This window comes from Falseniella ignava (genome assembly GCF_002847645.1).
GTDB classification, from domain to species: Bacteria; Bacillota; Bacilli; order Lactobacillales; family Aerococcaceae; genus Falseniella; species Falseniella ignava.
The window spans coordinates 153021-166224 of record NZ_PKHE01000001.1 but is presented as its reverse complement, the minus strand read 5'-3'; the positions used below and the strand labels follow the sequence as shown (position 1 = coordinate 166224).

Annotated in this window: 13 protein-coding genes and 1 pseudogene; 4 read left to right on the top strand and 10 right to left on the bottom strand. The window is 37.3% G+C overall.

The genetic code is table 11. From position 1 onward, the window contains the following. Positions 1-7: 7 nt before the first annotated feature. The 8 genes from CYJ57_RS00880 to CYJ57_RS07950 all read right to left on the bottom strand — a co-directional run bounded on the left by CYJ57_RS00880 (position 8) and on the right by CYJ57_RS07950 (position 5740). Complete coding sequence (locus CYJ57_RS00880; RefSeq protein WP_101953688.1) at positions 8-319, bottom strand: V-type ATP synthase subunit F; 312 nt, start codon at positions 317-319, stop codon at positions 8-10. Beyond that, positions 309-1310 (bottom strand): V-type ATPase subunit, encoded by a 1002-nt coding sequence (locus tag CYJ57_RS00875; protein ID WP_006700913.1) that lies wholly within the window; start codon positions 1308-1310, stop codon positions 309-311. Before CYJ57_RS00875 ends, CYJ57_RS00880 begins: the two co-directional genes overlap by 11 nt. A 12-nt stretch (positions 1311-1322) precedes the next feature. Beyond that, a complete protein-coding gene (locus CYJ57_RS00870) occupies positions 1323-1901 on the bottom strand; it encodes a V-type ATP synthase subunit E (RefSeq protein ID WP_101953687.1) in 579 nt (192 codons plus the stop codon). Between the two features lie 55 nt (positions 1902-1956). Next, positions 1957-2436 carry a V-type ATP synthase subunit K gene (locus CYJ57_RS00865; RefSeq protein WP_101953686.1) on the bottom strand — a complete coding sequence of 160 codons (480 nt, stop codon included), beginning with the start codon at positions 2434-2436 and terminating at the stop codon, positions 1957-1959. 27 nt (positions 2437-2463) lie between these two features. Next, positions 2464-4419: a V-type ATP synthase subunit I gene (locus CYJ57_RS00860; protein ID WP_101953685.1), complete on the bottom strand. Its 1956-nt coding sequence runs from the start codon at positions 4417-4419 to the stop codon at positions 2464-2466. Further along, a complete protein-coding gene (locus CYJ57_RS00855) occupies positions 4397-4732 on the bottom strand; it encodes a hypothetical protein (protein ID WP_101953684.1) in 336 nt (111 codons plus the stop codon). The genes CYJ57_RS00860 and CYJ57_RS00855 overlap by 23 nt, the downstream gene beginning before the upstream one ends. Before the next feature lie 330 nt (positions 4733-5062). Then, entirely contained in the window at positions 5063-5239 is a 177-nt protein-coding gene (locus tag CYJ57_RS07955; RefSeq protein ID WP_006700908.1) for a hypothetical protein, read from the bottom strand. Positions 5240-5413: 174 nt separating this feature from the next. Next, positions 5414-5740 (bottom strand): helix-turn-helix domain-containing protein, encoded by a 327-nt coding sequence (locus tag CYJ57_RS07950; protein WP_244896561.1) that lies wholly within the window; start codon positions 5738-5740, stop codon positions 5414-5416. A gap of 345 nt (positions 5741-6085) precedes the next feature. On the opposite strand from CYJ57_RS07950, the gene CYJ57_RS00845 reads away from it, so the two are divergent. Both CYJ57_RS00845 and glyA read left to right on the top strand, forming a co-directional pair. Beyond that, positions 6086-7300 (top strand): dicarboxylate/amino acid:cation symporter, encoded by a 1215-nt coding sequence (locus CYJ57_RS00845; protein ID WP_101953683.1) that lies wholly within the window; start codon positions 6086-6088, stop codon positions 7298-7300. Between the two features lie 131 nt (positions 7301-7431). Next, positions 7432-8667: a serine hydroxymethyltransferase gene (gene glyA, locus CYJ57_RS00840; protein ID WP_101953682.1), complete on the top strand. Its 1236-nt coding sequence runs from the start codon at positions 7432-7434 to the stop codon at positions 8665-8667. Between the two features lie 29 nt (positions 8668-8696). On the opposite strand, the pseudogene CYJ57_RS00835 reads toward glyA, so the two are convergent. Then, a pseudogene (locus tag CYJ57_RS00835) lies at positions 8697-9642 on the bottom strand (IS30 family transposase). A gap of 237 nt (positions 9643-9879) precedes the next feature. Between CYJ57_RS00835 and CYJ57_RS00830 the strand changes: the two are divergent. Together CYJ57_RS00830 and CYJ57_RS00825 are read left to right on the top strand one after the other, a co-directional pair. Continuing rightward, positions 9880-11067, top strand: coding sequence for a glycine C-acetyltransferase (locus tag CYJ57_RS00830; RefSeq protein WP_006700906.1), 1188 nt, complete (start codon positions 9880-9882; stop codon positions 11065-11067). A gap of 45 nt (positions 11068-11112) precedes the next feature. Further along, complete coding sequence (locus CYJ57_RS00825; protein ID WP_101953681.1) at positions 11113-12057, top strand: L-threonine 3-dehydrogenase; 945 nt, start codon at positions 11113-11115, stop codon at positions 12055-12057. Between the two features lie 70 nt (positions 12058-12127). Here the strand turns inward: CYJ57_RS00825 and CYJ57_RS00820 are convergent, their stop codons facing one another. Continuing rightward, complete coding sequence (locus tag CYJ57_RS00820) at positions 12128-13204, bottom strand: ABC transporter substrate-binding protein (RefSeq protein ID WP_006700904.1); 1077 nt, start codon at positions 13202-13204, stop codon at positions 12128-12130.

The window sequence follows — 13204 nt, the reverse complement described above, 5'->3', positions numbered from 1 at the left end:
ATACCTCCTATAAAATATTTTGGCCAACGGCCTTTTTAACTTTCTCTTGGATTCGTTGCATTCCAATGCTCTCTGAATCCACTTCACTTGGTATTAATATAATGGCTGGCAAGAACTGCTCATCATATTCAGAAATAACATGGGGGACTTGAGCCGCAAGCGCTTCTGTAATAAAGATAACCCCATATTCTTGTTGAACCATCTCATGAATCATCGAGCGAACCTCACTCGCATCATTCACATAGTTGACGTCCATCCCAAGCATTCCAAATGCATAGACGGCATCTTTCTCACCGATAAATCCAATCTTATATCGCATAGCTCAACCTCATTCTTTCCTTCACAATATCGTTATCGATACTGTTCAATTTGCCTGTTAAAATTAGGCGGATATTCACAACTTCTTCTTCAACGGCGTGAATATAGGCTAATACAGGTAGCGGTCCAAACACTTTCATTTTAGCGGCTGATAATACGTTGCTAGATTCCTTGTCAATCTCACGTTCGAGCTGACTCAATGAGTTTTTATGGTTCATATTGACATTCATAAATAATTCCCGTAAATCTGGGTGTTGACTGAAATGCTGATAAGCTGCGTCAAACCCTTGACCCATCGCTTGAACATACTCTTCAACTTTAATGTTTCCATGTTCCGATAAGACCGCTTGCATATGATTTACCGAACGATTCATCGCTAATCCTCGGAAGTATACCGATAAGTTTTGTAAATCGATTTGTCGACGAATCCAATGCTCAACGTCTGATTCTTCTAATTGTTCAGCGAGATGAACTAAATGTTCTTGATAAATTCGATCCACAAATATATCAATATCATTCACTGAAGGCGTATCTGAATAAAAATTATCCATTTGGCGAATATGATCAATATATTCTTGTGGTAAAATATCAGAGTTTAACGTTGCTACAGCTTTACGAAACTCATATATCGGATAGTAGGTCAGATCAATCAATGTTTTTTGATATTCTTGACCGGTCTTTTTCTCCTTAAAGAGCACCTTGATATTATGATATGCATACTGCAGTGTAATTAGTTCCGCTAAAGCTTTATTAGGGATCTCATTGATTAACCAGCGGTATGTATCTTCCAATACATGCATCAGCATTGGTTCATAATCACGCGTACGAATCGCCTCTTCCACGCCTTCACGATAGATTGTATCGCTTAAAACACGGACAGCTTCTTCATAATTTGCTGCTTGTAGCATCCGCTCATAATGATTCTGATTGAGGAGGTAGTTCTCGTGAACACGAACAGTCATATTCACTTTGCCATAATCTGTATCTTGCATACGAACTCCCTTCTATTTGTCGTTGAACAGTTTCTCCACGACAAGATGTTGTAGTTGTTCTCGATAATCATTGACTAAATTATCAAATAAATAATTGTATTGTGTATTTCCTTGTTCAAGGATAAATCCTGAAGCTCCTTTTAAAGGTTCATTTTCTACTTCTATACCAGCTTTTTTGAAGTCTTCAAACTTATCATCTAACTTGTAAAAAGTTTCGCTTCCTAAAATTAACTTGATTCCTTCTTGAGAAGGTAACTCCTTAATCACATTCCAAATAAACTCTTGGATTAACTCTGGAGAAAGGGCTGTTAATTGGTCTTTAACGTCTGTAATAAAATGTTGGATAATGTTTTGTTTGATTGCCAACATGTCGTTACGTTGTCTAAGTTGAGTACTGCCTAAAGCAATCTCGTGCTGTTTTAGTCGGTTCGCTTCGACTTTTTGACGTTCTATTTGGTTTTCTTCTCTTAATTGTTCCTTCTTCTGCTCGAGTTCTTTAAGTTGCTCTTCACGATATTCTTGGAACAATTGATCAAACTTTGCTTCTTCACGACCGATGACACTTTGAGTCAAGCTTTTTAAGTCTGCCATAATCTCTCGTCACTCTCCTCTCTAATTCGATATCATTTGACGTAACTACGTCTTATTAATTACCGAATAAGAACATTAAGATCGAGATAACTAAACCTAAGATCGCGTATGTCTCAACCATCGCTGAGAAAACAATCCCTTGGGTTGCATTTTCAGGACGTTGCGCAAGAATTTGCATACCCGCAATTGAAGCTCGCGCTTGATATGGAGCAGAAGTATACCCTGCGATTCCTACTGGAAGTGAACACATAAAGTAGTACCATCCTGTTGAAGCAGACATACCTGGTTCAAGGTTAAGTAAGATTAATAACCCCATAACGAATCCGTATAATCCTTGCGTTGCAGGAAGTAGTTGAAGAACTAGCGCTTGACCGAATAATTCTGGTTTTTCTTTAACCAATGCTGAAGCAGATTCCCCAGCCATACCTACTGCAATTGCAGAACCTGTCCCTGCCATAAAGGTAGCGAATGCTACACCAAATCCTCCGAGAATAAGTCCAATGTTTTCTCCGAAAAATGCCGTAATAAATTCCATAAAAGAATACCTCCAATGATATAAATTTTATTTTTTACTTTCAATCCAAACTTCTTCTTCCAATGGTTTCAACGGTTTGAATTCTTTACCTCCGCCTTCAAAAAACTTACCGAAAAACTCAACGAATTCAAGACGCATTGAGTGGACGTAAGCTCCGAGGAACGAAATAAAGATGTTCAAACCATGTAAAGCTAAGAACAATAGAATCCCTACACTAAAGCGCAATACCGGTGGTAGTAGGCTTACAATTAAGTTGAATGCCATTCCGATATTTGCTCCAGCCACACCTAAAGCTGTTAGACGGGTATAACTTACAATATCCCCTACTAATCCAGCCACGTCGATCATACCAAATAAACCTAAGCTAAAGCCGATAAATGGATTACCGTTAGTAAAGATGTTAACAATAAACATCCCCACAATATTACCAAGAATTAATACGAGACCGACTTTTTGTAGGGAGGGGTTATTCCATCCCAAAATGCTATTAGCTCCCATTACTAAAATCCCAACTAAAATTAAGAACCATTGCATGGAGTCAAGGTACCATCTAACATAGTCCCCTTTACGAGCTTCCAAATAAGCTTTTAGTGCATAGGCTAGAAGCATATGGATAATACCGATTAATACGCAAATTAACATGACATCGATAACTTGATCGGTAATGTCCATCACCTTAAACGGTAGATCAAAGCCAAAGAAACTACCAAAAAATAGGCCTACCGCCATTGTTCCAACAGACATAAAATTAAATGACATCAGACTTTGCTTTGTCTTATCATTCAAATCAAAGAACAAGATTGGGAATAGCGTTCCGATAAATAAAAGTAATCCATAACCTAAATCTGCACTCATCAATCCAAAGAATAACACTTGGAAAAATGAGTAAAACGGTGTTGGGTCCAGACTTCCGTACAATGGGATTCCATATTGTTTCGTAAGCCCTTCAAACGGACGGGCAAACCAATGGTTCCTTAATTGAACTGGAATATCTTCAGGTTGGTCTTCATCACTAACAGGTTCGACATAAGATACAAACCCATCTTGACCCAGTTGTTGTTCTAGATAATGAATTTGCTCATCAACTCGATCCGACTCCATCCATCCTTTGAGAACGAACAGATGCGCGCTATCTAACGCTAACTTACTCGCCATCTGACGTTCAACAAGATTACCGTAATGCTCTTTAATTAACGATAACTGAACGTATTCTTCTTCAAAATCACCTAAAGATGCTTTAATGTCTTTTGCTTGTGCAAAACATTCTTTACGCTGCTTTAAGTTACGCTCTAACTCCACTTGAGGAAGTTCTGTATATTGATAATTTAACGGATCAAAATCAAGACGTTGAAGTTTATTTAGGATGACCTTTTGACTTTCTTCAGGGAAAACGATTAGATAACCGCTACGGTCCTGCCCATAAAATACTTCTTGAACAAACACATCTTCAGTAATTTGATGCAATTGATCAACTAAGTCATTATAATCTTCAGTCTCAATCGTACCTAACACGCCCGAAAAGTAATGTAACTCTTTCAATTCATCTGGATGAACTTTCAGTTGCGACCATTGTCGCAGCAATGCTTCTTCGTCTTCAAGCTGCTTGATTTTTTCTTCAATCTCATGCAACTGATTATCGAGCGAATAAATTGCTTGGGTTAACCCCTCAAAGTCTAATGAATGAATATGTTGTTCTAATTCATCTAACGTGAACGTATCACGTTTTCGTCGTAAACGAGTGAATAATGATTCCGGAGTACGGTAGCGATCAAGTATCGCTAGAGCTTTGACCGCCTCATTATATTGATAGCGTGCTGAGCTCTCTTGTGTATCTTGATGCGAGAATATTTCAATATCCTCTTCAGCTAAATCGGTGAAAGGCACAATTTCTGTTCCTTTCATTTCTTGCAAAGATTCTAGCAGTAGATCCTTTCTTGATTGTTCAGCGATTATCAGAACTTTACTCATTTCTGAAATTGCCATATGCTGCCATAACCTCCTTTACACCTTTCTGGACGAGTAAATCCTTGACAGATTCGTATTCATGCTGCATTTTTTGTTGATATTGCGAGACAACATGACTCACTTGCTCATAAGCCGCATTTAACTCTCCTTGAAATTGACGATCCAAATCACGATCTAAATCTTTCAACGACCGATCCAGTACCTCGCCATATTGTTGAAGTTCTTTTTGGACCATTTCTTGAATTTCTTCTTTATGCTCGTGCATCGAATTTTTCAATCCATCAATCGTACTTTCCGCTTCCTTCAAGGTATTGATAATTTCGTTTTTCATTCAGAAAATCACCTCCGACATGTCGTTATGAAAGCGTTATATTATCAGTTTACAGAGCTCCTCAACCCCCAGATGCCAGGATTCCTCATAGTAAATTAATAAATAACTCTTTACCATATTACCATTTTGTCTATAGAGTATCAAATCTTTATCTAACATAAAAGCTTGATCTATCTAGCTTTTTAATCCTTTATTTTAAAGTATTTTCCAGAAATAAACGTCGATTATTTCCAGATTTTTTTCATATAATTAGATCATGTATTGGTGTTCATTTAAGTCAAGAAATACTTTTTTGATTAGATAAATTGCAATAATTATTGCGACAAAAAGTCATTCTAACTGAACGAGTTCGTACATGAGTACTTCAAAAGGTGTTTTAAAATCTAAGCATTTTCTAGGTCGATTATTTATCAACCATAATGCATTGAAAAGTTCACGTTCCGTAATTTTAACTAGATCTGTGCGTTTAGGGAAAATTTGGATCAACTGATTTACAGTCGAAATCATAGATTCCTTCGATCGATTCGGCATCTTTAAAGCGATATAGAAGCGACTCTTGTGCTCAGCAAAAGTAACGAGACATTCTTTACTTTTACCTCTGGTTTCCTGAGTTTTGCGTCGTTTCCCTTTTTGTCTCAGGTAGTCGTAGTCTAGCGAGACCTCAATGACGCCTTGATAGATCTAGTTATAAATTGTTTTAAATGATAATCTTTTTTGATAGCAGCGCCCTACGATTTGTTCGGCAGACCAGGTTAATTCTAACTTTGTTTGAATATCTTGAATGAGATCGGGCGTATGTTTAAGACGACGACCTTTAAGAGATTGATGCTCAGTAGCGTTAGCTTGAGCCAATTGAGCAACGTAACGGGCTGACTTAACACGCTTGAGTTCTCGATAAATCATCGAACGGTGGCGCCCAATAGCTTCAGCAATTTGACTCACTGTATAGTCCTGATAAAGTACTTCTATTTTTGAACGGTCTTCTATGGAAAGATGTTTGTAGCTCATAACAGGTCTTCCGTGTGTGTTTTTGTGGTTACTAACATTTTATACGAACCTGTTATGAGTTTTCTTGTTTGTCGCAATTATTTTTACAATCTATCTAATATATAACAATTCTCTCTAATAGCTCCTGTAATGATTTTAGTAATTTTCATTTTGTAATCTCCTATAATATCTTATAATTAGATTTACAATATCATTATAATATCATTATAATGAAAATAATAGTTGCTATTGATTAAAAATAATGATACTGTTTAACTGAGACAAGGGAAACGCTTTCTTATATTATTTCAGTAAAGGAGGATCGTGATCACTAATTTTAACTAAATGAAAAAGGAGAGTTTATTTATGGCAAAAAAGAAAAAATCGATTGGTTTAATCCCCAAGTTAATTTTAGCGATTGTATTAGGTGCTATAGTTGGACAGATGACATTCCTACCAGAATTTATTTTACAAATTCCGGTAACATTCTCTTCAATTTTTGGTAATATTCTTAACTTCTTTATTCCGCTAATGATTGTTGGATTTATTGTCAAAGGCATTGCTGACTTATCTGACGGGGCTGGCAAATTATTAGCAGCGACTACGGGATTGTCATATTTATCTACAGTTATTGCGGGTGTGTCAGCATTATTAGTAGCGACTATAATATTCCCCATGTTTATTGATCAAGGAACATCTTTTGTAGATACTAGTGGATCTGAATTAGCTCCAATATTTGAAGTTGCTATTCCACCAATGTTTGAAGTAACAACTGCCATTGTATTTGCGTTTATTTTTGGTATCTGTATTTCATGGTTAAGAACAGAGAGAGATCGTTATGTCATGTATAATTTCTTCGATGAATTTAACCAAACTGTTGTTGTTACATTAGAGAAATTTATTGTTCCAATGTTACCTTTCTTCATCTTTGGTAACTTTGTAAACTTAAGTTATGCTGGAACATTTACTACAATCTTGTCTGTTTTCTGGCGAGTATTCTTAATTATTATTGCACTTCACTGGGTATTTATTATTTTATGGTTCGTTATCGCAGGCTCATACACTGGAAAGAATCCAGTCACATTAGTTAAAAATCAAATACCAGGTTACTTAGCTGCGGTTGGGTTGCAATCATCAGCAGCGACTATTCCATTTAGTTTAGAAATTGCTGAGAAAAACGGTGTATCAGCTAAGATTCGTGATTTTGTTATTCCATTCTGTGCAACAGCACATTTAATGGGAAGTACGATTACCATTACTAGTTGTGTGACGGCAGTATTAATGATGAATGGTATGTCATATTCACTAACGACAATGATACCATTCATTATGACGCTTGGTATTGCAATGGTTGCTGCACCTGGCGCACCAGGTGGAGCCATTATGGCTGCTTTACCATTTTTATTCATGGTAGGGCTAGACCCTTCTGGATCTGCAGCTACATTACTCGTATCGCTTTATATCGCTCAAGATAGTTTTGGTACGGCAACCAATATTTCTGGTGATAACGCGATTGCATTAATCGTAGACAAATGGTTTTCAAAAACAGTAGATACTGCAAAGCCTGAAAGAAGTGTATAGTTAAATACTAAATAAATGTATAAAAAATAAATTGATTAAAGTGTTACTTAAGAGCAAAAATTTAATATTTTAAACCATTAACTAACTTATCGTGATATGTTAAAAATAAAATAATGGGGAGAGTTATTTATATGACAAACCAATATTTTGACCAAGAGGTATTTGACACCATTGAAAAGGAGCGTCAACGTCAAGAAGAGAACATTGAACTAATCGCCTCTGAGAACTTCGTTTCGAAAGAAGTATTAGAAGCTCAAGGGAGTATTTTAACAAACAAATATGCGGAAGGTTATCCTGGTAAACGTTACTACGGTGGATGTGAATTCGTAGATATTATTGAACAACTAGCCATCGACCGTGTTAAAGAATTATTCGGTGCTGAGTACGCAAACGTACAACCACACTCAGGATCTCAAGCTAATAATGCTGTATTCCAAGCATTATTAAAACCCGGTGACACCTATTTAGGAATGGACTTATCACACGGTGGGCACTTGACTCATGGCTCTCCAGTTAATTTTAGTGGTAAATTATATAACGTTGTTCCTTATGGTGTAGATAAAAAAACAGAAATAATCGATTATGACCGTATTCGTGAATTAGCATTAGAACATAAACCAAAAATGATTATTGCTGGTTACAGTGCTTATCCAAGAGAATTAGACTTTAAGAAATTTAGAGAAATTGCTGATGAAGTTGATGCTTATCTAATGGTGGATATGGCTCACTTTGCTGGACTTGTTGCAGCAGGCGAATATCCAAACCCAGTACCTTATGCTGATGTTGTGACATCAACAACTCACAAAACATTACGTGGACCTCGTGGCGGTTTAATCTTAGGTAAAGCGAAATATAAGAAAAAATTTAACAGTGCAATTTTCCCAGGTAGTCAAGGTGGCCCTTTAGAGCACGTTATCGCCGGAAAAGCTGTTGCGTTCTTAGAAGCTTTACAACCAGAATTCAAAGCATATGCAAAACAAATTAAGAAAAATGCGAAAGCAATGGCAGAAGTTTTCTTAGCTCATGACAAAGCTCGTCTAGTTAGTGGAGGAACAGATAACCACTTACTATTAATTGATGTAACTGGTTTTGGTATTACTGGTAAAGAAGCTGAAGAGTTACTTGACGAAGTAAAAATTACAACAAATAAAAACACCATTCCATTCGAAACAGAATCACCTTTTGTGACAAGCGGTATACGAATTGGTACACCAGCAATCACTACACGTGGTTTCAAAGAAGAAGAATCTCGTGAAGTAGCTGAATTAATTGTAAAAACATTAGCGTCTAAAGGAAATGAAACAGTTCTTGATGAAGTACGCCAAGCCGTCTCTGATTTAACAACTCGCATTCCTTTATATAAATGATGAATTACAATAATTATTGCGACAAAAAGTTATTCTAATTGAACGAGTTCGTACATGAGTACTTCAAAAGGCGTTTTAAAATCTAAGCATTTTCTAGGTCGATTATTTATCAACCATAGTGCATTGAAAAGTTCATGTTCCGTAATTTTAACTAGATCTGTGCGTTTAGGGAGAAATTCTCTAAGTAATCCATTGGAATTCTCGTTAGTCCCTCTCTGCCAGGCACTGTAAGCATCCGCAAAGTAAAAAGCGATGTTTTGTTGTTCGATGTCTGAATAACAAGCAAATTCTTTCCCACGGTCAGAGGTGAAGCTTTTGAGAGTTTATTTAGGGAAAGATTGAATCAACTAATTTACAGTCGAAAGCATGGATTCTTTGGATCGATTCGGCATCTTTAAAGCGATATAGAAGCGACTCTTGTGCTCAACAAAAGTAACGAGACATTCTTTACTTTTACCTCTGGGAGAGAGTACCGTATCAAGTTCCCAATGATCAAATTCCAAACGCTTTTTAACAGCGCTCGGTCGTTCTTTAATCGATGTTTCGATATTAAATTTACCTCTGGTTTCCTGAGTTTTGCGTCGTTTCCCTTTTTGTCTCAGGTAGTCGTAGTCTAGCGAGACCTCAATGACGCCTTGATAGATCTAGTTATAAATTGTTTTAAATGATAATCTTTTTTGATAGCAGCGCCCTACGATTTGTTCGGCAGACCAGGTTAATTCTAACTTTGTTTGAATATCTTGAATGAGATCGGGCGTATGTTTAAGACGACGACCTTTAAGAGATTGATGCTCAGTAGCGTTATCTTGAGCCAATTGAGCAACGTAACGGGCTGACTTAACACGCTTGAGTTCTCGATAAATCATCGAACGGTGACGCCCGATGGCTTCAGCAATTTGACTCACTGTATAGCCTTCATGATAAAGAATTTCTATTTTTTTAACGGTCTTCTATGGTAAGATGTTTATAGCTCATAACAGGTCCTCCGTGCGTGTTTTTCGTGTTTTTGTGGTTACTAACATTTTACACGAACCTGTTATGAGTTTTCTTGTTTGTCGCAATTAATTTTACAATCTATCATTTACAAACTCAGAGGCATAAACATCTCATTAAATTCTCATGTTACAAATGTTAGCGATTGCTAGAAAACGCTTGAACAATCTGATAAACTGAAAACATAGTATTTTATTAATAAATTATAGGAGGATTATTATGAGTCAAAAACTTGAAGAATTTTTAGCAAAAAATTTGCAAGAGTTAAAAGAAAATGGGTTATATAATGAAATCGATACGGTTGACGGACCAAATGGCCCAATCATCAACGTCAACGGTAAAGAATTAATTAACCTATCTTCAAATAACTACTTAGGTTTTGCTACGAACGAAGAAATGATTCAAAAAGCAAACGAAGCCACTACTCATTACGGTGTCGGAGCTGGTGCGGTCCGTACAATTAATGGAACTTTAACTATTCACGATCAACTCGAAGCAAAAATTGCCGAGTTCAAAGGAACTGAAGCAGCCATTGCTTTCCAATCTGGCTTTAACTGTAATATGGGAGCTATCGCTGCAGTTATTGGTAAAGGCGATGCGATTCTATCTGATGAGTTAAATCATGCATCGATTATTGATGGTTGTCGTCTTTCTGGAGCAAAAATCATCCGTGTAAAACACCAAGATATGGACGATTTACGTGCTAAAGCTAAAGAAGCTACTGAAAGTGGCGAATACGATAAAGTAATGTACATCACTGACGGTGTCTTCTCAATGGACGGTGACGTTGCAAATATTCCAGGCATCGTTGAAATTGCTAAAGAATATAACTTAATTACTTATGTTGATGACGCACATGGTTCAGGCGTTATGGGTAAAGGTGCTGGTACGGTAAAACACTTTAATGCACAAAAAGATATCGACATGCAAATGGGAACCCTCTCTAAAGCTTTAGGTGTTGTAGGCGGCTATGTTGCTGGTTCTCAACAATTGATTGACTGGCTTAAAGTAAGAGCTCGTCCATTCCTATTCTCTACTTCACTAACACCAGGTGCCGCAGCAGCAGCAACCAAAGCAATTGAATTAATGATGGCTTCAACTGAAGCACACGATAAATTATGGGAAAATGGCCGCTACCTTAAAGAAGGTCTGAAAAACTTAGGCTTTGATATCGGACAATCTGAAACACCAATTACGCCATGTATTATTGGTGATGAAAATAAAACACAAACCTTCTCTCGTCGTTTGAAAGAAGAAGGCGTTTATGCTAAATCCATTGTTTTCCCTACCGTTCCGCGTGGTACAGGGCGTGTTCGTAATATGCCAACAGCGGCTCATACGAAGGAACAATTGGACGAAGTGCTAAAAGTCTACGAAAAAGTTGGTAAAGAATTAGGCGTTATTTAAATCCATCACATCATAGATTAAATAGAAAAGGATGATTTCACCACTATGGAAAAAATTCTTATTACGGGGTCTCTTGGCCAAATTGGGACACCCCTCGTCGTTAAATTACGTGAAATATACGGTGTTGATAATGTTATTGCAACAGATATCCATCAAAATGATGATTCTGTGGTATGTCAAGAAGGTATCTTTGAAATTCTAGATGTTCTCGATGTTGAGAACTTCGAACGAATCATTCGTGAATATAAAGTCGATACATTAATTCACCTGGCAGCTTTACTCTCTGCTGTTGCAGAAGCAAAACCTAAGTTAGCTTGGGATATCAACATGGGTGGTTTGGTGAACGCATTAGAGTTGGCACGCCAATACGATTTACAATTTTTCACACCAAGTTCCATTGGTGCTTTTGGCCCAACTTCACCACGCGATCAAACACCTCAAGATACTATCCAACGCCCTACAACCATGTATGGTGTTACAAAAGTAAGTGGCGAACTGCTTTGTGATTACTACTATACAAAATTCGGCGTCGACACTCGTGGTGTTCGCTTTCCGGGATTAATTTCTTATGAAGCACCTCCAGGTGGTGGTACAACGGATTATGCCGTAGAAATCTACTATGAAGCATTGCGCCATGGTAAATATGCCTCATATATCGATAAAGGCACTTATATGGATATGCTCTATATGCCGGATGCGATTGATGCGATTATTCAACTAATGGAAGCACCTGCTGAGAATTTAAAACATCGTAACGCCTTCAACATTAGCGGTATGAGTTTTGAACCTGAAGAAATTGCGGCTTCAATCCGTAAAGTCATGCCTGAATTTGAAATGACGTATGACGTCGACCCTGTCCGTCAAGGTATTGCAGATTCATGGCCTAATTCTTTAGACATATCTTGTGCTGTTGAAGAATGGGGCTTCAGTCCAAAATATGACCTTGATGCGATGACACGAGATATGCTCGATAAGCTTAAGCTCGACTAATTTCAATCCTTACTATAAATTAAGAAGCGTTGCCTTTTTAAGGCTAACGCTTCTTTTTGAATATATTTACTTAATCTCTAGGTTCTAATTTTACTTCTAGGAACATATTGTTATATTCAATCAATTTCTCTTGGCCTAAACCACGATAAACTTCTAAATGTTCAATAACATCATCGGTAGGATAGAACGCAGGGTCATTCACCACTTCCGGATCCATCAGCTCCATTGCCCGTCGATTTGGGGTCGCATATCCAATATATTCTGCATTGCGTGCCGCTATATCTGGCCGAAGAAGGAAATTAATTAAAGCATAAGCTCCGTCAGGATTAGCTGCATTATGCGGAATGACAATGTTATCAAACCACAAGTTGGACCCTTCCGATGGGACTTTATATGCTAAACGATCATCATTTTCCATCGCCATCGCCGCTTCTCCCGAAAAAGTAATTCCGATAATCGCTTCTTGATTATGCATATGCATTTTCAACTCATCAGCAACTAACGCTAAAATATTGGGCATTAATAACTTCATCTTATCACGCGCCTCAATTAAGCGACTCGTATCCGTTTCATTCAAGGAATAACCTAACGACTGCAATCCGATACCCATGACTTCTCGGGCACCATCATAAATAATAATTTGATTGCGATATTTTGGATTCCACAGATCATCCCAATGATTCAACTCATCTTCATCCACATATTCAGTATTATATAAAATGCCTAAGGTCCCCCAAAAATATGGGATTGAATACTCATTGTTAGGGTCAAAGGGTTGATTTAAAAAACGTTCATCGATATTTTCTAGTCCTTGAATTTTCGACTTATCCAATGGCGTTAATAATTGATCTTCGATCATTTGTTCAATCATATATTCACTCGGAACCGCTAAATCATAAGCCGTTCCTCCTTGTTGAATTTTGGCAACCATCGCCTCATTCGAGTCAAATGTTTCATAGATAACTCGGTATCCAGTTTCTGCTTCAAAGTCTTTCAAAATTGTTGGGTCGATATAATCGCCCCAGTTATAGAATACCACTGTCTGCGAACCTTGACCGCCCATTCCTCGATCTAAGGAATAACGAACGCCGTACAAAACAAAAATCAAGGCTAGAACACCTAGTATTAAACGGTTCAATTGTTTCAT

Bases quoted from the DNA above. Each gene is read 5' to 3' on its own strand.
- CYJ57_RS00880 (WP_101953688.1), bottom strand. From the start codon at position 319: ATGCGATATAAGATTGGATTTATCGGTGAGAAAGATGCCGTCTATGCA.
- CYJ57_RS00875 (WP_006700913.1), bottom strand. From the start codon at position 1,310: ATGCAAGATACAGATTATGGCAAAGTGAATATGACTGTTCGTGTTCAC.
- CYJ57_RS00870 (WP_101953687.1), bottom strand. From the start codon at position 1,901: ATGGCAGACTTAAAAAGCTTGACTCAAAGTGTCATCGGTCGTGAAGAA.
- CYJ57_RS00865 (WP_101953686.1), bottom strand. From the start codon at position 2,436: ATGGAATTTATTACGGCATTTTTCGGAGAAAACATTGGACTTATTCTC.
- CYJ57_RS00860 (WP_101953685.1), bottom strand. From the start codon at position 4,419: ATGGCAATTTCAGAAATGAGTAAAGTTCTGATAATCGCTGAACAATCA.
- CYJ57_RS00855 (WP_101953684.1), bottom strand. From the start codon at position 4,732: ATGAAAAACGAAATTATCAATACCTTGAAGGAAGCGGAAAGTACGATT.
- CYJ57_RS07955 (WP_006700908.1), bottom strand. From the start codon at position 5,239: ATGATTTCGACTGTAAATCAGTTGATCCAAATTTTCCCTAAACGCACA.
- CYJ57_RS07950 (WP_244896561.1), bottom strand. From the start codon at position 5,740: ATGAGCTACAAACATCTTTCCATAGAAGACCGTTCAAAAATAGAAGTA.
- CYJ57_RS00845 (WP_101953683.1), top strand. From the start codon at position 6,086: ATGGCAAAAAAGAAAAAATCGATTGGTTTAATCCCCAAGTTAATTTTA.
- glyA (WP_101953682.1), top strand. From the start codon at position 7,432: ATGACAAACCAATATTTTGACCAAGAGGTATTTGACACCATTGAAAAG.
- CYJ57_RS00830 (WP_006700906.1), top strand. From the start codon at position 9,880: ATGAGTCAAAAACTTGAAGAATTTTTAGCAAAAAATTTGCAAGAGTTA.
- CYJ57_RS00825 (WP_101953681.1), top strand. From the start codon at position 11,113: ATGGAAAAAATTCTTATTACGGGGTCTCTTGGCCAAATTGGGACACCC.
- CYJ57_RS00820 (WP_006700904.1), bottom strand. From the start codon at position 13,204: ATGAAACAATTGAACCGTTTAATACTAGGTGTTCTAGCCTTGATTTTT.